We start from the raw sequence: 20,258 nt of genomic DNA on the forward strand, positions 1-20,258 counted from the left end.
CCGGTCCGACCGGCCGCGAGCGCCCCCGGAAAGTCAGCAACAGAAGGATGGAAATGAAGAAGGCCGCCCTGTGCGCCGCCCTCGCCCTCGTGGCGGGCAGCGCCTTCGCGAAGGAGTGGAAGACCGTGCGGATCGGCGTCGACGCCAGCTACCCGCCGTTCGAGTCGACCGCGCCGAGCGGCGAGATCGTCGGTTTCGACGTCGATCTCACCAAGGAAATCTGCAAGCGGATCAACGTGAAATGCGTGTGGGTGGCGCAGGATCTCGACGGAATCATCCCGGCGCTGAAAGCGAAGAAGTACGACGTCATCGTGTCGTCGCTGACGGTCACGGACAAGCGCCGCGAGCAGATCGACTTCTCCGACAAGGTGTATGACGCGCCCGCACGGATGATCGCGAAGGCCGGCTCGCCGCTGCGGCCGACGGTCGCGTCGCTGAAAGGCAAGCGCGTCGGCGTCGAGCAGGGTTCGACGCAGGAATCGTACGCGAAGGCGTACTGGGAACCGCAGGGCGTGACGATCGTTCCTTATCAGAACCAGGACCAGGTCTATGCCGATCTCGGCACGGGCCGCCTCGACGCGACGCTGCAGGACGAGCTGCAGGCCGACTACGGCTTTCTGCGCACGCCGCGCGGCAAGGGTTTCGCGTTCGCCGGGCCGGAAGTGAAGGATCCGAAGACGATCGGCGACGGCACCGCGATCGGCCTGCGCAAGGAAGATACCGACCTGAAGCTCAGGATCAACCAGGCGCTGGCCGACATGCACAAGGACGGCACGTACGACCGGCTGTCGCACAAGTACTTCTCGTTCAGCGTCTATTCGGCGCCGGCCCGCTGAACGCGGACAAGAAGAAGCAGCGGATGCGGGGGCGGCCCCGCGTCCGGGCAGTACAGGCAGTCAACCACGCGCCGCCCGCCCCTTGCCCGCCGCTCGCGACGGGTAGACCCGGCACCGTTGCCGGGGCGGACGGTCATGATACGCACGGGGCGTTCCGCGCAGCTTGGCGGGCGCGTCTTTCGCGGCGCACGGCGTGCGCCCCCAGGGACCACACCAGGGACCCCATATGTTTCTACAAGGCTACGGCCCGCTGATCCTCGCCGGCACCTGGCAAACCGTCAAACTGGCGGTGCTTTCGCTTGCGCTGTCGTTCCTGCTGGGGCTGCTCGGCGCCGGCGCGAAGCTGTCGCGCAACCGCGTCACGAACGGCGTCGGCACCGTCTACACGACGCTGATCCGCGGCGTTCCCGATCTCGTGCTGATGCTGCTGCTGTTCTACAGCCTGCAGATCTGGCTGAACATGGCGACCGACGCGCTCGGCTGGGACCAGATCGACATCGACCCGTTCCTCGCCGGCGTGCTCGTGCTCGGCTTCATCTACGGCGCGTACTTCACCGAGACGTTCCGCGGCGCGTTCCTGTCCGTGCCGCGCGGCCAGCTCGAGGCCGGCAGCGCCTACGGGATGACGAACTGGCAGGTATTCACGCGGATCATGTTCCCGCAGATGATGCGCTTCGCGCTGCCGGGCATCGGCAACAACTGGCAGGTGCTCGTGAAGTCGACCGCGCTCGTGTCGATCATCGGCCTGGCCGACGTCGTGAAGGCGTCGCAGGACGCCGGCAAGGGCACGCTGCGGTTCTTCTTCTTCACGCTGATCGCGGGCGCCGTCTACCTCGCCATCACGACGATCTCGAACTTCGTGCTGATGTGGCTCGAAAAGCGCTACTCGACCGGCGTCCGCAAGGCTGACCTATGATCGAACTCATCCAAGAATACTGGCGCAACTATCTGTACACCGACGGCTATCGCATCACCGGTGTCGCGATCACGCTGTGGCTGCTGGTCGTGTCGATCGGCCTCGGCTTCTGCCTGTCGGTGCCGCTCGCGGTCGCGCGCGTGTCGAAGAAGAAATGGCTGTCGGGCGCCGTGTGGCTGTACACGTACGTGTTCCGCGGCACGCCGCTCTACGTGCAGCTGCTGCTCTGCTACACGGGCCTCTACAGCCTGCAGGCCGTGCGCGGCACGCCGATGCTCGATGCGTTCTTCCGCGACGGGATGCACTGCACGCTGCTGGCGTTCACGCTGAACACGTGCGCGTACACCACCGAAATCTTCGCGGGCGCGATCAAGGCGACGTCGTACGGCGAGATCGAGGCCGCGCGCGCGTACGGGATGTCCCCGTTCACGATGTATCGCCGCGTGATCCTGCCGTCGGCGCTGCGCCGCGCGCTGCCGCTGTACAGCAACGAAGTGATCCTGATGCTGCACGCGACGACGGTGGCCTTCACCGCGACCGTGCCGGACATCCTGAAGATCGCGCGCGACGTGAACTCGGCGACCTACATGTCGTTCCACGCGTTCGGCATCGCCGCCCTGCTCTACCTCGTGATCTCGTTCACGCTCGTGTGGCTGTTCCGCCAGGCCGAGCGCCGCTGGCTCGCGTATCTGCGCCCGCAAGGCAAGTAAGTTTTCGCAGGATTACTGATGAACTCCCAGACCCAGAAGCTTTTCGTCGACGATCTCCACAAGCGGTACGGCGACAACGAGGTGCTCAAAGGCGTGTCGCTGAAGGCGAACTCGGGCGACGTGATCAGCGTGATCGGCTCGTCCGGCTCCGGCAAGAGCACGATGCTGCGCTGTATCAACTTCCTCGAGCAGCCGAACGCGGGCCGCATCTTCGTCGATCGCGAGGAAGTGCGCACCGCGCTCGACAAGACGGGCGCGCTGCGCGCGGCCGATCCGAAGCAGCTGCAGCGCGTGCGCACCAAGCTGTCGATGGTGTTCCAGCACTTCAACCTGTGGTCGCACATGAACGTGATCGAGAACGTGATGGAAGCGCCGGTGAACGTGCTCGGCATCCCGAAGAAGGAAGCCGAGGAGCGTGCGCGCGAGTATCTCGAGAAGGTCGGCCTCGCGCCGCGCGTCGAGAAACAGTATCCGTCGCATTTGTCGGGCGGCCAGCAGCAGCGGGTGGCGATCGCGCGCGCGCTCGCGATGCATCCGGACGTGATGCTGTTCGACGAGCCGACCTCCGCGCTCGACCCGGAGCTGGTGGGTGAAGTGCTGAAGGTGATGCAGAAGCTGGCCGAGGAAGGCCGCACGATGATCGTCGTCACGCACGAGATGGGCTTCGCGCGCAACGTGTCGAATCACGTGATGTTCCTGCACCAGGGCCGCGTCGAGGAGGAAGGCGTGCCGGCCGAGGTGCTCGCGCATCCGAAGAGCGAGCGCCTGCGCGCGTTCCTGTCGGGCAGCCTCAAGTAACGCCCGTCACCCGCCACGCCCGAACGGGCGCCCCGCGGTTCGCCGCGCGGCGCCCGTTTTGCGTTTACCCGTCACGCGGCGCTCACCGGCGCGCCGTCGGCGAACGCGCGCAGCTCGTCGCCCGCCAGCCGGTAGCGCACCCATTCGCTCTGCGGCGCCGCGCCGACGCGCTCGTAGAAGCGGATCGCCGGCTCGTTCCAGTCGAGCACGCTCCATTCGAAACGCCCGCAGCCCGACTCGACCGCGACCCGCGCGAGCGCCTTCAGCAGTTGCAGCCCCGCACCGGCGCCGCGAAAACGCGGCGACACGTACAGATCCTCCAGATACAGCCCCTGCCGCGCGAGCCACGTCGAATACGAGAAGAAATACACGGCGAACCCGGCCGGCTCGCCGTCGACCTCGCAGATCAGCGCACGCGCCGGCGAGCCTTCGCCGAACAGGCTGCGTTCGAGCGATTCGGGCGTGGCGACGACTTCGTGCTCGGCCTTCTCGTAGACGGCCAGTTCGGTGATGAAGCGCAGGATCAGCGGCACGTCGGCGACGGTCGCGGAGCGAATATCGATTTGCACGGGTTGAGCCCTCCTCCGGCCCGGATGTGAAACGGACAAGCGGCGCCGCGCAACCGCACTGGCGCCGTTCGAACCGTCATGCTACGTTCGCGCCGTGCCTGCAGGAAGTGCAGTTTCTTCATCCAGACCTGAACATGATGCATCCCGATCTGCGCCGCCTCGACCTGAACCTGCTGCTCGTGTTCGACGCGTTGTACCGCCACCGGTCGGTCGCGGCGGCCGCGCACGAACTCGCGCTGAGCCCGTCGGCGTTGAGCCACGCGCTCGCGCGGCTGCGCGACGCGATCGGCGATGCGCTGTTCGTGCGCCTCGGCAACGAGATGCAGCCGACCGTGCGCGCCGACGACATCGCCACGTGGGTCGGCGACGCGCTCGATGCGATGTCGAAGGGGCTCGCCCGCGCGCGCCGCTTCGATCCGGCGCACAGCGACCGCACGTTCGTGTTCGCCGCGACCGACTACACGGCGTTCGCGGTACTGCCGGCGTTCCTGGCCCGCATCCAGCACGTGGCGCCGCACCTGCGGATTCGCGTCGTCCATTCGGACCGCAAGATTTCCGTCGACGAGCTCGCGGCCGGCCGTATCGACTTCGCGCTCGGCTACCACGAGGAATCGGCGGCCGACGCGCCAGGCATCGAGGACTTCGACTGGTTCTCCGACGACTACGTCGTGATCGCGAGCGCCGCGCATCCGGACATCCGCCGGCGGCTGACGCTCGACCAGTATCTGGCGGCTCGCCACGTCGTCGTCACGCCGTGGAACGAGTCGCGCGGCGTCGTCGACTACGTGCTCGATCGCCTCGGCCTCGCGCGGCACGTGGCCGTGCAATTGCCGACCGTGCTGGCCGCGCCGTTCGTGATCGCGGAGTCAGCACTCCTGATGACCGTGCCGAACCGCGCCGCGCAGGCGCTGCGGCACGCGGCGCCGATCCGCATCTTCCCCGCGCCGTTCGAGATCCCGCGTTACACGGTGAAGGTCTACTCGCACGCGAAGCATGCGCGCACCGATGCGCACCGCTGGATTCGCGCGCAGATGCTCGACGCGCGGCCGAGCCCGGACTGAGCGCGGCACGCGGCAGCACGGACGTTCCCGGCGTCGACCGGCGATGGCGGCAATCGCCCGAATCATTACGAAATACTTACCAATTTCGCGACTTTCGCGCTTACGCCGGCGCCCTGGCAACGTCAATAGTGGCAATCCTTGACCCACGCCCGCGGAAACCACGTTTCCCTTGTGGCACAAGGGTTTTCCGGTAATCGAGCACCCTTGGGACACCTGTCGCGCACCGTGTTGCATGGCAATTTGGCGACAGCGGTTAGTCAAACAACGATTTCCGTCGCCACAAAATTGTATTTTTGCTAAATTAGTAACCAAAGTAGCAAAACGAAGTTCGTGAAATGTAGTTTAGCTTCACGACACAACAAGGAGACCCCGCAGGCCGACCCGGCTGCGCGGGACCGCTCAACGGTTTTCCGTCTGCTTGCCCGCGTGCCGCGCTTACCGGCCCTGCACGAGGTCTCCCTGGTTATCCCGCTTTTGCCCGGCGCTCGCGCTCCGGGCATCTCGTGCAGTCTGGGTTGACTTTTTGACAGGGTATGGAGGAGATGATGAAGAAAGCTTTGGTCGCGGCCGCGCTGATGGCTGCTGGGGTGGTGACGGCGCACGCGCAGAGCAGCGTCACGCTGTATGGCCGCCTGGATGCCGGCCTCGAGTACATGAACGGCCTGCAGGACGGCCATCGCTACCGTGCGGAGAGCGGCGACTGGGGCACGAGCCTGTGGGGCTTGAAGGGTAGCGAGGACATCGGCGGCGGCAACAAGATCCTGTTCCACCTCGAAGGCGCGTTCAACACGATGAACGGCGGCCTCGGCACGAGCGGCTCGATCTGGGATCGTTTCGCGACCGTCGGTATCTCGAACGACCGCTACGGTACGCTGCTGCTGGGTCGCGAACTCGCGATCGCCAACGGCGTGTGGGACTTCGACCCGTTCGGCCAGTCGGCCTGGTCGACGGCCTCGCTGGTGCGCGGCCGCAACTGGAACAAGACCAGCAACAACGTGTCGTACCAGTCGCCGTCGGTCTACGGCCTCGACTTCTACGGCCAGTTCTCGTTCTCGAACTCGACCAGCTTCAACGGCAACACGACGGCCGGCGCGCCCGGCCGTGCCATGGGCGGTCAGGTCACCTATACGAACTCGCTGTTCCAGTTGCGCGGCATCTACGACGAAACGCGCGACAGCAACGGTCGCTTCTCGGACGTGTTCAACTACTCGCGTGAATACTTCGCGGGCGTGAACGTGTTCCTCGGCCAGTTCAAGGTTCAGGCGGCTTACCAGGCATCGCGCGCCGACGGCAGCGGCGGCCCGGCAGCGAACGCCGGCGTGACCGGTACGCAACAGGTGTGGGGCGGCGTAACGTGGCAAGCCACGCCGGCAGCGGCGCTGATCGCGGCCGTGTATCACGTGAACGCGAACCACGGCGGCGGCAACGCGAACATCTACACGGTCGGCGGCTCGTACAACATCTCGAAGCGCACGCTGTTCGACGTCCAGGTCGCCACGGTGCGCAACAGCTCGACGGCCAACTTCGGCCTGAACGCGAACAATGCAGGCACCGCCGTGTCGACCGGCAACCCGCATCCGGGCGGCAGCCAGACCGGCGTCTACGCCGGTATCCAGCACCTGTTCTGATCAGGCGCCGTCAAAGAACGATTCGACAACGTTTTCCACGCTGCTGCGAGAGGCGCGTATCGGTGCGGTACCCAACCGGGTATCCGCACCGTTTTTTCTTGGGCGGCGGATGCGTGCGACCCGCGGCCCGATCGGCCGAAGCGGCCGGGAAGTGATCGAACGGCGCGGACGCGGCGCTCAGACGGCCGCTTCGTTCTCTTCGCCGGTGCGGATGCGGATCACGCGCTCGACGTCCGACACGAAGATCTTGCCGTCGCCGATCTTGCCGGTGCGCGCCGCGCCGATCACCGCGTCGATCACCTGATCGACCTGCGCTTCCGCGACGACCACCTCGATCTTCATCTTCGGCAGGAAATCGACGACGTATTCGGCGCCGCGATACAGCTCGGTATGGCCCTTCTGGCGGCCGAAGCCTTTCACTTCCGTCACGGTCAGGCCCGTGAGACCCACTTCGGCGAGCGCTTCGCGGACTTCGTCCAGCTTGAACGGCTTGATGATGGCGGTGATGCGTTTCATGATGGTTGTCCCTCAATGCTCGTTTGGGTGAAAAATCGCGATCCCGATTGTAAGCCGGCGGGCCGCATCCGGCCCAGCACCGCTCAATCGAGCCGTTCGGTGAAGCGCGAGGTGATCGGGTAGCGCCAGTCGCGCCCGAATGCGCGGTGCGTGACGCGGATGCCGATCGGCGCCTGGCGGCGCTTGTATTCGTTGATCTTGATGAGCCGCGTCACGCGCTCGACGTCGGCCTGCGCGTAGCCGGCCGCGACGATCTCGGCGAGCGGCCGGTCTTCTTCCATGTACATCCGCATGATCGCGTCGAGCACGTCGTACGGTGGCAGGCTGTCCTGGTCGGTCTGGTTCTCGCGCAGCTCGGCCGACGGCGCGCGTGTCAGGATCCGCTCGGGGATCACGTCGCGCCGCCCGTAGTCGGTCGTTTCGTTGCGATAGCGGCAGAGCCGGTACACGAGCGTCTTCGCGATGTCCTTGATCACCGCGAAGCCGCCGGCCATGTCGCCGTACAGCGTGCAGTAGCCGACCGCCATCTCGCTCTTGTTGCCGGTCGTCAGCACGATCGAGCCGAACTTGTTCGACAGCGCCATCAGCAGCGTGCCGCGGATGCGCGCCTGGATGTTCTCCTCCGTCGCGTCTTCGGGGCGGCCCGCGAATTCATCGGCAAGCGCGGCGCGGAAGGCATCGAACATCGGCGCGATCGCGATCTCGTCGTAACGCACGCCGACGCGCCGCGCCATCTCCGCCGCATCGGTGGTCGAGATGTCGGCCGTGAAGCGCGACGGCATCATCACCGCGCGCACGCGCTCGGGCCCGAGCGCATCGCACGCGACGGCCAGCACCAGCGCCGAATCGACGCCGCCCGACAGCCCGATCAGCACGCCGGGAAAGCCGTTCTTGCCGATGTAGTCGCGCACGCCCGTCACGAGCGCGCGATACACCTGCGCATGCGTCGACAGCTCGGGCGCGATCGCGCCGGGCAGCGGCCGCGCGCCGTCGAATTCGACGATCGCGTGCCCTTCGTCGAACTGGGGCATCTTCGCGACGAGCGCGCCCTCGCCGTCGAGCACGAACGAACCGCCGTCGAACACGAGCTCGTCCTGGCCGCCGACGAGGTTCACGTAGACCATCGGCAGCCCGGTCTCGCGAATCCGCGCGCGCAGGATGTCGATGCGCACCGCTTCCTTGTTCATGTGGTACGGCGAGCCGTTCGGGATCAGCAGCACCTGCGCGCCGGCCGCCTTCGCGATCTGCGCGGCCGACGCATGCCATGCGTCCTCGCAGATGATCACGCCGTATTTCACGCCGTTCAGCTCGAACACGAGCGGCTCGGTATCGGTCGCGAAGTAGCGCTTCTCGTCGAACACCTCGGCGTTCGGCAGATCCTGCTTGCGGTAGGTGCCGACGATCTCGCCGCCGACGATCAGCGACACCGCGTTGAAGGTATCGGTGGGCGGCACGCCGCGCTCGATCGGGCGGTTTGCATTACCATCGACGGCTGACGCGCTGCCCGGTCCGCTGCCCGCACCCCTGCCCGGTCCGCGCAACGGATGCCCGACCAGCACCGCGAGCCCGTCGAACGCCTTCAGCGCGTCGGCGAGCGCATCGAGTGCGGCGGCCGCCGCCGCGTAGAACGCGGGCCGCAGCAGCAGGTCTTCCGGCGGATAGCCGGACAGCGCGAGTTCGGGAGCGACCATCAGTTGCGCACCATCGTTGTGCGCGGCGCGCGCGGCCGCGACGATGCGCGCGACGTTGCCGGCGAAATCGCCGACGGTGACGTTGATCTGGGCGAGAGCGAGTCGGGTCTTCATGGCGGGAGCGGCGCAGCCCGGCGGCGCGCCTTGAACGGCTGACGAAATCGATCCGGGCGCGGGCCGCGACGGCCCGCATCCGGCAACATCCAACGGTACGGATTCACGCTTGAAACACGAACGCATCGATTATCGCACGGGCATCCTGTCGTCCCCCGCCGAGGTGCCGGCCGACGAATGGAACGCGCTGCTCGCGCGCGACGCGCAGCCCACGCCGTTCCTGCGCCACGAATTCCTCGACGCGCTGCACGTCGCGCGCTGCGCGGTGGACGACACCGGCTGGTCGCCGCACTTCGTCACGCTGACCGACACGCACACGGGCCGGCTCGCGGCCGCCGCGCCCGTCTACGCGAAACAGCATTCGTACGGCGAATACGTGTTCGACTGGGCATGGGCCGACGCGTACCAGCGCAACAACCTGCCCTATTACCCGAAGCTGCTGTGCGCGGTGCCGTTCACGCCGGTGCAGGGCACGCGGCTGCTCGCCACCAGCGACGACGCGCGCCGCCGGCTCGCGGCCACGCTGCTCGCGTTCGCCGAGCAGAGCGACGTGTCGTCGCTGCACGTGCTGTTCCCGACCGGCGATGAAGCGCGGCTGCTGGAATCGATGGGCATGATGCTGCGCGAGGGCGTGCAGTTTCACTGGCTCAACGACGGCTACCGCCACTTCGACGATTTCCTCGGCACGCTCGAGCAGAAGAAGCGCAAGAACATCCGCGCGGAACGGCGCAAGGTGCACGACGCGGGCGTGACGTTCCGGCGGCTCGCCGGCGATCAAATCACCGACACCGACTGGCGCTTCTTCTCGCGCTGCTATCGGCAGACCTACCGCGAGCACTATTCGAGCCCGTACCTGAACCTCGACTTCTTCCGCACGATCGGCGCGACGATGCCCGAGAACCTGCTGCTCGTGATCGCGGAAGCCGACGGCCAGCCGATCGCGAGCGCGCTCGCGGTGTACCGGCGCGGCGAGCACGGCGGCGGCACGCTGTACGGCCGCTACTGGGGCGCGATCGAGCACGTGCCCTGCCTGCATTTCGAAACGGCCTACTACCAGTTGCTCGAATTCTGCATCGAGGCCGGGCTCGACACGTTCGAAGGCGGCGCGCAGGGTGAGCACAAGCTCGCGCGCGGCTTCCTTCCCACCGTCACGCATTCCGCGCACTGGCTCGCGCATCCGGCGTTTTCCGATGCGGTCGCGCGCTTTCTCGAACGCGAGACCGAGCATATCCACGCGTACGTCGACGAACTGCGCGAACACGATCCGTTCCGGCGCGGTACCTGACGGCGAGCCGCATCACGTCGCCCCACGTCACGCACCGGAGCACGCGCAAATTCTGAGACACTGGCGGCTTCGCATCCCGCCGCCCCGCCATGTCCTGGTTTCTGTATCTGATCGAATGCGCCGACGACAGCGTCTACACGGGCATCACGACCGATGTCGCCGCGCGCTTCGACGAACACGCGTCCGGCAAGGGCGCGCGCTACACGCGCTCGCGCAAGCCGCGCGCGGTGCTCGCGTCGTTTCCGCTGCCCGACCGGTCGAGCGCGTCGCGCGCCGAATACTGGGTGAAGCGGCTCACGCCCGCGAAAAAGCGCGAGCTGGCGGCTGGCTTGCGGACGCTCGAATCGGTGGTGCCGGTGGTGGTCGCGCTCGACGAGAGCGGCGACACGGCGGGGACGAAGGCGACGGCGCGCGGGCGGAAGAAGGGGCAGGCGGAAAACGTCGACGATGCGGCGAAGACGGCTGCCACGGAACAGGTTGCCGGGAAAAAGGTGAAGACCGGGAACGTTGTCGGGTCTGCAACGGCCGCGAGCACGGCGAAGCCTGCGAAGGGCAAACAAGCGTCGAAGTCGACGAAGGCAAATCGAGCCGCGCCGGACGCGAAACGCGCAAGAACCGACGGCGCAGCCGCTGAAAAGACCTCGGCGCGTGGCACACCGGTCAAGAAAGCCGGCCAGCCGCCTTCCGCGTCGTCAAACGGGAAGGCGCCAGCCGCCGCCGGCAAACCCGCCGCGAAGACACGCGAAGACGCCGCCGCACCAGCCCGCCGCCGTTCCTCGGCCACGAAAACCGCCGAAGCGATCCCTCCGTCCATTGCCCCGCCCCGCGCGAAACGCGCGAAGAAAGCACCGGCCACGCCCTCGCCTGTCTCCGCGTCCGCCAGCCGGAAAACCGCCCGCGCAAAACAAAACCGCGCGGCCTCCTGACGAGACACGCGCGGTTTGCGCTCCGTACGCACCGGCCAGCGGCCGGCACGCCGCTTACTTCTTGTAGTTCGCGGCGCCGTCGGTGATTTCCTTGTGCGCGGCTTCGATGCCGGCCCAGCCTTCGACCTTCACCCACTTGCCCTTCTCGAGCGCCTTGTATTGCTCGAAGAAGTGCTTGATCTGGTCTTTCAGGTACTCGGGCACGTCGTCGATCGTCTTCAGGTTCGCCGTCATCGGGCAGATCTTGTCGTGCGGCACCGCGACCAGCTTCGCGTCGACGCCCGACTCGTCGGTCATCTGCAGCATGCCGAGCACGCGCGAACGCACGATCGAGCCGGCCAGCAGCGGGAACGGCGTGATCACCAGCACGTCGACCGGATCGCCGTCGCCCGACAGCGTCTGCGGGATGTAGCCGTAGTTCACCGGGTAGCGCATGCCCGTGCCGATGAAGCGGTCGACGACGAGGAGGCCCAGTTCCTTGTCCGCCTCGTACTTCACCGGATCGCTTTGCGCGGGAATCTCGATGATCACGTTGAAATCTTGCGGCAGGTCCTTGCCGGCCGGAACATGATTGAAGCTCATGAGCACTCTCTGTAGGTCGATGGGAATTCGGGACAGGGCGCCGCGGCCGATGCACCGCCGCAGCGCCCCCAAAAAGGAATGCGCCATTATAGCCAATCGACCGGTGGCGTCCGGATGACGATCGGCGCGATAATCGTTCCGGATGTCCGGCCGTCGAGCCGGCGGCGGTGTGCGTGGACCACACGGCACGGAAGCCGGGTAAAGTGCCGAAGCGCAAACGGCTTTGCATGGGATCCACGTAGGCGCTGAAGCGCTAACTCCACCCAACCACGCCATGGGACCCGAGTAAGCGCTAAAGCGCTAACTCGGGTCGACAGGAGGAGACATGGAAGAAGCGAAGCACTTCATCGCGGGCGAATGGACGTTGCCCGCGCAACTGGAAACCATCGCGGTCGTCGATCCGTCCGACGGCCAGCCATTCGCGACGATCGCGCGCGGCACGGCGCCCGACATCGAGCGCGCAGTCGCCGCGGCCCGCGACGCGTTCGCAGGCCCGTGGGGCGCGGCGAGCGCCGCCGAACGCGGCCGCGTGCTGATGCGGCTATCGGCACGCGTGGCCGACCATCTCGAGGAACTCGCCGCGATCGAGGCGCGCGACACCGGCAAGCCGCTGAAGCAGGCGCGCGCCGATGCAGCCGCGCTCGCGCGCTACTTCGAGTTCTACGCGGGCGCCGCCGACAAGCTGCACGGCGAAACCCTCCCCTACCAGGCCGGCTACACGGTGCTGACCGTGCGCGAGCCGCACGGCGTTACCGGCCATATCGTGCCGTGGAACTACCCGATGCAGATCTTCGGGCGCAGCGTCGGCGCGGCGCTCGCGGCCGGCAACGCATGCGTGGTCAAGCCGGCCGAGGACGCGTGCCTGTCCGTGCTGCGCGTCGCCGAGCTGGCCGCCGAGGCCGGGCTGCCGGCCGGCGCGCTCAACATCGTCACCGGCTACGGCCACGAAGCGGGCGCCGCGCTCGCGCGCCATCCGGGCATCGACCATATCTCGTTTACGGGTTCGCCGGCCACCGGCAAGCTGGTCGCGCAGATGGCGGCCGAGAACCACGTGCCGGTCACGCTCGAACTCGGCGGCAAGTCGCCGCAACTCGTGTTCGCCGATGCCGATCTCGACGCGGCGCTGCCCGTGCTCGTGTCCGCGATCGTGCAGAACGGCGGGCAGACCTGCTCGGCCGGCAGCCGCGTGCTGATCGAGCGCGCGGTGTACGAGCCGCTCGTCGAGCGCCTCGCCACCGCGTTCAACGGGCTGCGCGTCGGCCCGAGCCGCGCCGATCTCGATTGCGGCCCGCTGATCAACGCGAAGCAGCAGCAACGCGTGTGGGATTTCCTGTCCGACGCACAGCACGACGGCATTCCGATGGCCGCGCACGGGCAGGTCGTCGCCGACGCGCCCGAAACCGGCTTCTACCAGGCACCCGCGCTGTTGCGCGACGTGCCGCCGTCGCACCGGCTCGCGCAGGAAGAAGTGTTCGGTCCCGTGCTCGCGGCGATGCGTTTCGTCGACGAGGACGAAGCCGTCGCGCTCGCCAACGGCACGCCGTACGGCCTCGTCGCGGGCATCTGGACACGCGACGGCGCACGCCAGATGCGGCTGGCGCGGCGTCTGCGCGCGGGGCAGGTGTTCATCAACAACTATGGCGCGGGCGGCGGCGTCGAGCTGCCGTTCGGCGGCGTCGGCCATTCGGGCCATGGCCGCGAGAAAGGCTTCGAGGCGCTGTACGGCTTCACCGCGCTGAAGACGATCGCGATCCGGCACGGCTGAACGCGCGGCACGCGGCACACGACCGGCGGCCGGCAGCACACGGCAGCCGGTCGACACACGACGACTCTCATGACAAACACAGGAGACACACCATGCGGTTGAGCGGCAAGACGGCCATCGTCACGGGCGGCGGCTCGGGGTTCGGCGAAGGCATCGCGAAGACCTATGCGCGCGAAGGCGCGAACGTCGTCGTCAACGATCTCAACGGCGCGGCGGCCGAGCGCGTCGCGAGCGAGATCGCGCTCGCAGGCGGCAAGGCGATCGCGGTGGCCGGCGACGTGTCGAAGGAGGACGACTGGCGCGCGCTGCTGCAGGCCGCCCTCGACGATTTCCATGCGGTGCAGATCGTCGTGAACAACGCGGGCACCACGCACCGCAACAAGCCCGTGCTCGACGTGACGGAAGCCGAATTCGACCGCGTGTACGCGGTCAACATGAAGAGCCTGTTCTGGTGCGTGCAGACCTTCGTCCCGTATTTCCGCGCACAGGGCGGCGGCGTGTTCGTGAACGTCGCGTCGACGGCCGGCGTGCGGCCGCGCCCGGGCCTCGTCTGGTACAACAGCACGAAGGGCGCGATGATCACCGCGAGCAAATCGCTCGCGGCCGAGCTCGGCGCCGATCGCATCCGCGTGAACTGCATCAACCCGGTGCTCGGCGAAACCGCGCTGATGACCGAGTTCATGGGCTGCGAGGACACCCCGGAAAATCGCCGCCGCTTTCTCGCGACGATTCCGCTCGGCCGTTTCTCGACGCCGCAGGACATCGCGAATGCCGCGCTGTACCTTGCGTCCGACGAAGCCGAATTCATCACCGGCGTGTGCCTCGAAGTCGACGGCGGGCGCTGCATCTAGTCGCACCGGGCCATACGATTAGCCCGCATTGCTTCGCACGAAACCGGATCGGGCACCACCGCGCCTGCTCCGGCCCATTACAAGGACAGCGGTGCATCGGATCCAGGCACGCGCCCGAGCGCGGCCTTCGATCGACCGCACAGCATGGGATCCAGGTAACCGCTCAAGCGTCAGCCCGGGTCGACAGGAGACAACATGGCAACATCGACGCAGTCGCTGCCGGGCTCGTCCGGCGCATTCGAGGAAGCAACCTACCGCAAGGTGTCGTGGCGGCTCGTGCCGCTCCTGCTGCTGTGCTACGTGGTTGCGTATCTCGACCGCGTGAACGTCGGGTTCGCGAAGCTGCAGATGGCGAGCGACCTGAACCTCAGCGATACCGTGTACGGGCTCGGCGCCGGCATCTTCTTCTTCGGCTATTTCCTGTTCGAGGTGCCGAGCAACATCATCCTGCACCGGGTGGGCGCCCGCGTGTGGATCGCCCGCATCATGGCGACGTGGGGCGTGATCTCGATCCTGACGATGTTCGTCACGACGCCCGCGATGTTCTACGTGATGCGCTTCCTGCTCGGCGTCGCCGAAGCGGGCTTCTTCCCCGGCGTGATCCTCTACCTCACCTACTGGTATCCCGCGCACCGGCGCGGCCGGATGACCACGTTCTTCATGACGGCAGTCGCGCTGTCCGGCGTGATCGGCGGGCCGATCTCGGGCTTCATCCTGAAGGCGTTCGACGGCGTGAGCGGCTGGCACGGCTGGCAATGGCTGTTCCTGCTCGAAGGCATTCCGTCGGTGCTCGCCGGCGTGCTCGTGTTCTTCACGCTCGACGAGCGGATCGCGAAGGCGACGTGGCTGACCGACGAAGAAAAGGCGCTGCTCGCCCGCAACGTCGACGCGGAGGAAGCCACCAAGGAGGACCTGCCGCTCGGCGCCGTGATGTCGAGCCCGCGTGTCTGGCTGATGGCGCTGATCTATTTCTCGTTCGTGATGGGGCTCTACGGCGTCGGCTTCTGGCTGCCGACGATCATCAAGGCGACCGGCGTGACCGACACGGTCATGATCGGCCTGCTGTCGGCGGTGCCGTATGCGGCCGCGGTGGTCGCGATGATCCTGATCGCGCGCAGCGCGGACAAGCGCCGCGAACGCCGCTGGCACCTCGCGATTCCGGCCGCGATCGGCGCGCTCGGCCTCGTGCTGTCGGTGATCTGGGCGCACCAGACCGCGCTCGCGATGCTCGGCCTCACGCTCGCGACGATCGGCATCCTGACGACGCTGCCGCTGTTCTGGAGCCTGCCGACCGCGTTCCTCGGCGGCACGGCAGCCGCCGCCGGCATCGCGATGATCAACTCGATCGGCAACCTCGCGGGCTTCCTGAGCCCGTACCTGATGGGCTGGCTCAAGCAGGCGACGAGCACCAACGATGCGGGCATGTACATGCTGGCCGGGTTCCTCGTGCTCGGCGGGCTGCTTGCGCTGTCGGTGCCGAAGCGGCTCGTCGACAAGTGATGCGCGGCCTGTAACGGCGCACCGCGAACGACCGAATACGCCGGTCGATGGCCGGTGCTCGCGAGATCGCCCCGACGGCCGGCATCATCCGGCCGCCGGGGCGTTTTCGATTCCAGGCAGGCCAGGCCCGCACCGGCCGGATGACGGCACCCTGCGTCCCGGCGGCCGCCCGGCGGACGAAAAAAAGCCCCGAAGGCCGATCGGCATTCGGGGCGTGCACCGCAGCGCCGCATCAGACCACGGTGATCGCCAGCGCGCTTTCGCGGTAGTGCTTCGCGGCCTTGTCGGTTTCGCCGAGCTGCTCGAACAGGCGGGCGAGCGCACGATGCGCACGCACTTTCAGCGCCTCGTTGTCGGCCAGCTTCAATGCCGATTCGAGGAACGACTGCGCCTTGCCCCACAGCTGCTGCTGCTGGCAGAGCCTGCCGAGCGCGAACAGCAGGTCGGCGTCTTCCGGATGATCCTTCTTCCAGCCCTCGGCCTTCTGGATCAGCGGCAGCGCATCGGCGCCGGCCGTGTCCGGGTAACGGCGCAGCAGGCGCGCATCCCAGTTGTGCGCGAGCGCGTCCTCGACGATGCGGCGCGCTTCGTTGCGGCGCTCGAGCGGCACGAGCAACTCGGCCGCGAGATCGGCCAGGCGCGGCGACTGGCGCTCGACCGTCGACAGCGACTGCCATACCTCGAGCAGCGCGTCCGCGTCGTGCCGACGTTCGCGCAGCAGGTTTTCCGCCGCCTGCTGGCGCAGCCGCACGGCCGCGGCCGGATGCAGCGCCTCGCGCTTTTCGAGCGCCTTCGCGAGCTTCAGCACCTCGGCCCAGTTCTTCAGTTGCTGCTGCGCCCGCAGCGCGACCTGCTGCGCATGAATGCGCTTACCGCCGGCCTGCATGTCGGCCAGCGCGGCGAGCGCGCCGTCCGCGTCGCGGGCGTCCGCGCGCATGTCGGCCGCGGCGAGCAGCCGTGCATCCTGCCATTCGGGCGCGTCGACCTTCGACAACCACTCGTCGCGGCGCGTGTATTCGTGCATGCGGTGCGCGGCCGTGGCCCCGACGAGACTCGCGGCGCCCAGGTTCGCGTCGACCGCCAGCGCTTCGCGCGCGGCCTTCTCCGCACGCGAGAAGCGGCCCGCGTACAGGTTCGAGATTGCATCGCGCAGCGACGCCTGGGCCTTCTCGTTGCGCGAACGCGCCCGATACGCGGCGACCCGCTGCGGCATGCGCCAGATGTTGCGCACGATGCGCAGCAGCGCGTACACGACGATGAACAGCACGACGATGGCGATCACGAACAGGTTCAGCGACACGTCGACCCGGTACGGCGGATAGACGAGCAGCACCTGCCCCGCGTCGAAACGGCCGACGGTGGCGAGCGCCGCGGCGATCGCGAACAGGATCGCGAGCCAGACGATTCCTCGAAGCGTCATCGTTACCCCCGGCTCTTGAACTGCTGAACGGCGTTCAGGCTCGTGTTCAGGTTCGGCACCGCGACCGTCAGCGCTGCGCCGTCAACCTGCTTGAGCAGATCCTCGACGGTCTGCGTGTCCTTCGACGCCTGATCGAAATACTTCGCGAGCGACGCCTGCGCGGCGTGCAGGTCGGCCTTCATCGCGCCGTCGTTGCGCGCGAGCAGCGACAGCCGCGCGGTGAGCAGGCGCAGCTTCACGTTCTCGCGCACGAAATAGCCCTGGTCGGGCGACGCGAGCATCGCGTCCGCGTTGTCGATCCGGCGCACCTGCACGAGGCCCTTCAATTGCTGGCCGAGGCTGGCCGAGAAGCCGTGCCACCACACCTTCCAGCGCGGCTCGCCGGCGGCGGCCGACGACGCGGCGTCGGCCGGCGCGGCCTTCGGCGCCGCGTGCGGCACGATCGCCTCGCCGGACAGCGGCAGCGCGTCGATCCTGGCGATCGCGTCGTCGAGCTTGATCGCGAGCCCGGTGAGATCGGCCGCCGGCGCGGCCTTCAGCTTCTCGATGTCCTGCGCGAGCGCCTTGCGCACCGTGACGGCCTGCGCGCTCTGCGACGTCGCGAGACGCGCGTCGGCGTTCTGCAGCGCGATCAGCGCGAGCTGCGTGTTGCCGGTCAGTTGAAGCTGCTGGCTCGCGCTCGACAGCATCTGGTCGACTTCCTCGAGCATCCACGCATCGCGGTTGCGCGACAGGTCCTGGTATTGCTGCTGCAGCGCCTGCTGCGCGCTCTGCGCATCGGCGAGCTTGCCGTCGAGCTGCGCGAGCTGCGTGTCGACCTGGTGCGTGCTGGCGAGCGCCTGCTCGGTCTTCGTCCGCGTTTCGGCCGCTTGCGCGTCGAGCGCCTTCTGACGGGCGACGAACGTGCCGTCGAGCCGGTCGATCTTGCGGTTCAGCGCGTAGCCGCCGACACCCGCCGCGCAGCCGAGCACGACGACGACGAGCCACAGCACCGCGCTGCCGCCGCGGCGCGCACGCGGCTCGGACGCGAGATAAGGAGGGCTGGACGGCGGTGCGGATGCAGCGGCCGGCTGGGAAGCGACGCTTTTGGAATCGTTGGTATCTGTCATGCGTTTAGTCACCGGTACGGCTGTCGCCGGTTGGACGGCCTCGTCGGCCATCGTTCGAAACGCGCGGACGATGCGCTCATCGCCCGCGCCGGTCAGCGTAATCCTATCAAAACCCAATGCGCGCGCGGTCTGCTCGATCCGCGGGTGCGGCGTCACGAGCGGCGCATGCTTCAGCGCGTCGATCTCGGCATCGTTCAGATGGGCCCGCGCGAGCTCGTGCAGGTTGCGCACGCCTTCCGAGCTCGTGACGAGCCATGCGTGCGGCTGGCCGTCGAGCAGCGCGTGCACGCGCTCCCACGCGCCGACGCGCGGCTCCGGCACGACGCGCCGGTAGGCCGCGACGAGCGTGACGTCCGCACCGGCTTCGCGCAGGCGCTCGGCGAGCCATTCGCGCCCGCCGTCGCCGCGCACGATCAGCACGCGCTTGCCCGCCAGCGCCTGCGCGCCGCCGAACGCGGCCTCGATGCTCGCGAACAGGCTTTCCGAATCGTAATGGGGCACGCCGCCGTCGGCCGGCGCTTGCGGCGCGATCACGCGATGCGCGGGCGCCGCGATGCCGTGACGCGCGAGCGCCGCGACGCTGCCGGGCCCGACCACGCCGACCGGCAGCGCGTTCGGCCAGATCGTGTCGTACCGCGCGAGCGCGCGGTCGATCGCGTTCGGCGACACGAAAATCACCAGCGCGTAGTCGGCCAGCGCCGCGAATGCGGCGTCGAGCGGCGCCGGATCGTCGACCGGCGCGATATCGATCAGCGGGAATTCGAGCACGTCGCAGCCGGCGTCGGCCAGTTGCGACGCCAGCGCATCGGACTGCCCGTCCGGACGCGTCAGGACAGCAGTGAACGCGCGCGCGCCGCCCGCCATCAGGCGTCGCCCTTGCCCGCGACCGGCGAGCTCGCGAGCAGCGCCTGGACGATGTCGAGCGCGCCTTGCGCCTCGAGCTCGTCGGACACCGCGCGGCCGAGCGCGAGCGCATCGGCGACGGTCACGACCGCGCCGCACTCCTCGGCCGTCAGCACGCGCTTGCCGTCGGTGGTCGACACGCGGCCCGTCAGGTACAGCTCGCCCGCGCGCCACACCGCGTGCGCGGCGAGCGGCACCTCGCAACTGCCGCCGAGCGCGCGCGACACCATCCGCTCGGCCTCGACCGCGAGCGCGGTCTGCGTGTCGTGCAGCGGCGCGAGCCACGCGGCGACGTCGTCGCGATGCGCGGCGATCTCGATGCCGAGCGCGCCCTGGCCGGCCGCGGGCGGGCTCGCCTCGACGTCGAGCAGCGCGCGGATCCGCGCTTCGAGGCCGAGGCGCTTCAGGCCGGCGGCCGCGAGGATGATCGCCGCGTAGTCGCCGCGGTCGAGCTTCGCGAGACGCGTGTCGAGGTTGCCGCGCAGCGGCAGGACCTCGAGATGCGGATAGCGCGAACGCAGCATCGCTTCGCGGCGCAGGCTCGACGTGCCGACGACCGCGCCGGCCGGCAGCGCGTCGAGCGACGCGTAGTCGTTCGACACGAAGGCGTCGCGCGGGTCTTCGCGCGCCATGATCGCGGCGAGCGAGAAGCCGTCGGGCAGCGCCATCGGCACGTCCTTCAGCGAATGCACCGCGAGATCGGCGCGGCCGTCGGCCAGCGCGGCTTCCAGTTCCTTCACGAACAGGCCCTTGCCGCCGACCTTCGACAGCGTGCGATCGAGAATCTGATCGCCGCGCGTCGTCATCCCGAGGATTTTCACGTCACAAGCTGGATATAATTTGCGCAGCGCATCACGCACATGTTCGGCTTGCCACATCGCCAGGCGGCTCTCGCGCGAAGCGATCGTCAACGTCGCGGGCGGTCGTGGTTGTTGCGGCCCGGCCGCGGGGGTCTCGGAATTCATTGCTGGAACATCGAAGGACGGGATTGAAGATCGAACAATGGTAGCACGCACGCTCCGGCCCGCCCGGGCCCGGAGCCTGCGCCCGGCCTGCTTCCGTGCGGGTCGCGGCGCCG

18 protein-coding genes are annotated in these 20,258 nt (G+C 68.0%); 11 read left to right on the forward strand and 7 right to left on the reverse strand.

Annotation, left to right across the window (positions count from 1 at the left end):
* Positions 1 to 53: 53 nt before the first annotated feature.
* The 4 genes from LGN10_RS07975 to LGN10_RS07990 all read left to right on the forward strand — a co-directional run bounded on the left by LGN10_RS07975 (position 54) and on the right by LGN10_RS07990 (position 3,260).
* Positions 54 to 836 (forward strand): ABC transporter substrate-binding protein, encoded by a 783-nt coding sequence (locus tag LGN10_RS07975; protein WP_059576902.1) that lies wholly within the window; start codon positions 54 to 56, stop codon positions 834 to 836.
* 226 nt (positions 837 to 1,062) lie between these two features.
* Positions 1,063 to 1,752, forward strand: coding sequence for an ABC transporter permease (locus LGN10_RS07980; protein WP_006489645.1), 690 nt, complete (start codon positions 1,063 to 1,065; stop codon positions 1,750 to 1,752).
* On the forward strand, positions 1,749 to 2,462 hold the full coding sequence (locus tag LGN10_RS07985) for an ABC transporter permease (RefSeq protein WP_059576621.1): 714 nt from the start codon (positions 1,749 to 1,751) through the stop codon (positions 2,460 to 2,462). Before LGN10_RS07980 ends, LGN10_RS07985 begins: the two co-directional genes overlap by 4 nt.
* 18 nt (positions 2,463 to 2,480) lie before the next feature.
* Positions 2,481 to 3,260, forward strand: a complete 780-nt coding sequence (locus LGN10_RS07990) for an ABC transporter ATP-binding protein (protein WP_060311936.1) — start codon at positions 2,481 to 2,483, stop codon at positions 3,258 to 3,260.
* Between the two features lie 71 nt (positions 3,261 to 3,331).
* Here the strand turns inward: LGN10_RS07990 and LGN10_RS07995 are convergent, their stop codons facing one another.
* Complete coding sequence (locus tag LGN10_RS07995; RefSeq protein WP_059646352.1) at positions 3,332 to 3,829, reverse strand: GNAT family N-acetyltransferase; 498 nt, start codon at positions 3,827 to 3,829, stop codon at positions 3,332 to 3,334.
* Positions 3,830 to 3,963: 134 nt separating this feature from the next.
* Here LGN10_RS07995 and LGN10_RS08000 point away from each other — a divergent pair, with 134 nt between their 5' ends.
* Both LGN10_RS08000 and LGN10_RS08005 read left to right on the forward strand, forming a co-directional pair.
* The gene (locus LGN10_RS08000; protein WP_226222658.1) at positions 3,964 to 4,890 is read left to right on the forward strand and encodes a LysR family transcriptional regulator; all 927 of its coding nucleotides are present in this window, start codon (positions 3,964 to 3,966) and stop codon (positions 4,888 to 4,890) included.
* A gap of 542 nt (positions 4,891 to 5,432) precedes the next feature.
* Positions 5,433 to 6,518: a porin gene (locus LGN10_RS08005; protein WP_059576905.1), complete on the forward strand. Its 1,086-nt coding sequence runs from the start codon at positions 5,433 to 5,435 to the stop codon at positions 6,516 to 6,518.
* Positions 6,519 to 6,695: 177 nt separating this feature from the next.
* On the opposite strand, the gene LGN10_RS08010 is transcribed toward LGN10_RS08005, so the two are convergent.
* Positions 6,696 to 7,034 carry a P-II family nitrogen regulator gene (locus LGN10_RS08010; RefSeq protein WP_006398637.1) on the reverse strand — a complete coding sequence of 113 codons (339 nt, stop codon included), beginning with the start codon at positions 7,032 to 7,034 and terminating at the stop codon, positions 6,696 to 6,698.
* Between the two features lie 83 nt (positions 7,035 to 7,117).
* Positions 7,118 to 8,839, reverse strand: coding sequence for an NAD+ synthase (locus LGN10_RS08015; RefSeq protein WP_060311931.1), 1,722 nt, complete (start codon positions 8,837 to 8,839; stop codon positions 7,118 to 7,120).
* Between the two features lie 109 nt (positions 8,840 to 8,948).
* On the opposite strand from LGN10_RS08015, the gene LGN10_RS08020 reads away from it, so the two are divergent.
* Together LGN10_RS08020 and LGN10_RS08025 are read left to right on the forward strand one after the other, a co-directional pair.
* On the forward strand, positions 8,949 to 10,124 hold the full coding sequence (locus LGN10_RS08020; protein WP_226222660.1) for a GNAT family N-acetyltransferase: 1,176 nt from the start codon (positions 8,949 to 8,951) through the stop codon (positions 10,122 to 10,124).
* Between the two features lie 89 nt (positions 10,125 to 10,213).
* Complete coding sequence (locus tag LGN10_RS08025) at positions 10,214 to 11,050, forward strand: GIY-YIG nuclease family protein (protein ID WP_226222662.1); 837 nt, start codon at positions 10,214 to 10,216, stop codon at positions 11,048 to 11,050.
* A gap of 54 nt (positions 11,051 to 11,104) precedes the next feature.
* Here LGN10_RS08025 and ppa read toward each other — a convergent pair whose 3' ends face one another.
* Positions 11,105 to 11,632, reverse strand: coding sequence for an inorganic diphosphatase (ppa, locus tag LGN10_RS08030; protein WP_006489643.1), 528 nt, complete (start codon positions 11,630 to 11,632; stop codon positions 11,105 to 11,107).
* Between the two features lie 325 nt (positions 11,633 to 11,957).
* Between ppa and LGN10_RS08035 the strand changes: the two genes are divergently transcribed.
* From LGN10_RS08035 to LGN10_RS08045, 3 genes are all read left to right on the forward strand, one after another.
* Positions 11,958 to 13,397, forward strand: coding sequence for an aldehyde dehydrogenase family protein (locus LGN10_RS08035; RefSeq protein WP_059576639.1), 1,440 nt, complete (start codon positions 11,958 to 11,960; stop codon positions 13,395 to 13,397).
* Positions 13,398 to 13,489: 92 nt separating this feature from the next.
* Entirely contained in the window at positions 13,490 to 14,248 is a 759-nt protein-coding gene (locus tag LGN10_RS08040) for an SDR family oxidoreductase (RefSeq protein WP_034208109.1), read from the forward strand.
* A 195-nt stretch (positions 14,249 to 14,443) separates the two neighbouring features.
* Positions 14,444 to 15,748 (forward strand): MFS transporter, encoded by a 1,305-nt coding sequence (locus LGN10_RS08045; RefSeq protein ID WP_059576642.1) that lies wholly within the window; start codon positions 14,444 to 14,446, stop codon positions 15,746 to 15,748.
* 232 nt (positions 15,749 to 15,980) lie between these two features.
* Here LGN10_RS08045 and LGN10_RS08050 read toward each other — a convergent pair whose 3' ends face one another.
* The 3 genes from LGN10_RS08050 to hemC are packed head-to-tail and all read right to left on the reverse strand — an operon-like array spanning position 15,981 to position 20,145.
* Positions 15,981 to 17,168 (reverse strand): heme biosynthesis protein HemY, encoded by a 1,188-nt coding sequence (locus LGN10_RS08050; protein ID WP_059576645.1) that lies wholly within the window; start codon positions 17,166 to 17,168, stop codon positions 15,981 to 15,983.
* A 2-nt stretch (positions 17,169 to 17,170) separates the two neighbouring features.
* Positions 17,171 to 19,141: a fused uroporphyrinogen-III synthase HemD/membrane protein HemX gene (gene hemDX / locus LGN10_RS08055; protein ID WP_059576648.1), complete on the reverse strand. Its 1,971-nt coding sequence runs from the start codon at positions 19,139 to 19,141 to the stop codon at positions 17,171 to 17,173.
* Positions 19,141 to 20,145 (reverse strand): hydroxymethylbilane synthase, encoded by a 1,005-nt coding sequence (gene hemC / locus LGN10_RS08060; RefSeq protein WP_226222664.1) that lies wholly within the window; start codon positions 20,143 to 20,145, stop codon positions 19,141 to 19,143. Before hemC ends, hemDX begins: the two co-directional genes overlap by 1 nt.
* Between the last annotated feature and the right edge of the window lie 113 nt (positions 20,146 to 20,258).

Source organism: Burkholderia sp. AU32262 (genome assembly GCF_020419985.1).
Taxonomy (GTDB): Bacteria; Pseudomonadota; Gammaproteobacteria; order Burkholderiales; family Burkholderiaceae; genus Burkholderia; species Burkholderia semiarida.

Excerpts from the sequence above, each read along its gene's own strand:
- LGN10_RS08040 (WP_034208109.1), top strand. The coding sequence starts at position 13,490 with ATGCGGTTGAGCGGCAAGACGGCCATCGTCACGGGCGGCGGCTCGGGG.
- LGN10_RS08015 (WP_060311931.1), bottom strand. The coding sequence starts at position 8,839 with ATGAAGACCCGACTCGCTCTCGCCCAGATCAACGTCACCGTCGGCGAT.
- LGN10_RS07990 (WP_060311936.1), top strand. The coding sequence starts at position 2,481 with ATGAACTCCCAGACCCAGAAGCTTTTCGTCGACGATCTCCACAAGCGG.
- ppa (WP_006489643.1), bottom strand. The coding sequence starts at position 11,632 with ATGAGCTTCAATCATGTTCCGGCCGGCAAGGACCTGCCGCAAGATTTC.
- LGN10_RS08005 (WP_059576905.1), top strand. The coding sequence starts at position 5,433 with ATGATGAAGAAAGCTTTGGTCGCGGCCGCGCTGATGGCTGCTGGGGTG.
- LGN10_RS08050 (WP_059576645.1), bottom strand. The coding sequence starts at position 17,168 with ATGACGCTTCGAGGAATCGTCTGGCTCGCGATCCTGTTCGCGATCGCC.
- LGN10_RS07975 (WP_059576902.1), top strand. The coding sequence starts at position 54 with ATGAAGAAGGCCGCCCTGTGCGCCGCCCTCGCCCTCGTGGCGGGCAGC.
- LGN10_RS08035 (WP_059576639.1), top strand. The coding sequence starts at position 11,958 with ATGGAAGAAGCGAAGCACTTCATCGCGGGCGAATGGACGTTGCCCGCG.
- LGN10_RS08010 (WP_006398637.1), bottom strand. The coding sequence starts at position 7,034 with ATGAAACGCATCACCGCCATCATCAAGCCGTTCAAGCTGGACGAAGTC.
- hemC (WP_226222664.1), bottom strand. The coding sequence starts at position 20,145 with ATGAATTCCGAGACCCCCGCGGCCGGGCCGCAACAACCACGACCGCCC.
- LGN10_RS08000 (WP_226222658.1), top strand. The coding sequence starts at position 3,964 with ATGATGCATCCCGATCTGCGCCGCCTCGACCTGAACCTGCTGCTCGTG.
- LGN10_RS08045 (WP_059576642.1), top strand. The coding sequence starts at position 14,444 with ATGGCAACATCGACGCAGTCGCTGCCGGGCTCGTCCGGCGCATTCGAG.
- LGN10_RS07985 (WP_059576621.1), top strand. The coding sequence starts at position 1,749 with ATGATCGAACTCATCCAAGAATACTGGCGCAACTATCTGTACACCGAC.
- LGN10_RS07980 (WP_006489645.1), top strand. The coding sequence starts at position 1,063 with ATGTTTCTACAAGGCTACGGCCCGCTGATCCTCGCCGGCACCTGGCAA.
- LGN10_RS08025 (WP_226222662.1), top strand. The coding sequence starts at position 10,214 with ATGTCCTGGTTTCTGTATCTGATCGAATGCGCCGACGACAGCGTCTAC.
- hemDX (WP_059576648.1), bottom strand. The coding sequence starts at position 19,141 with ATGGCGGGCGGCGCGCGCGCGTTCACTGCTGTCCTGACGCGTCCGGAC.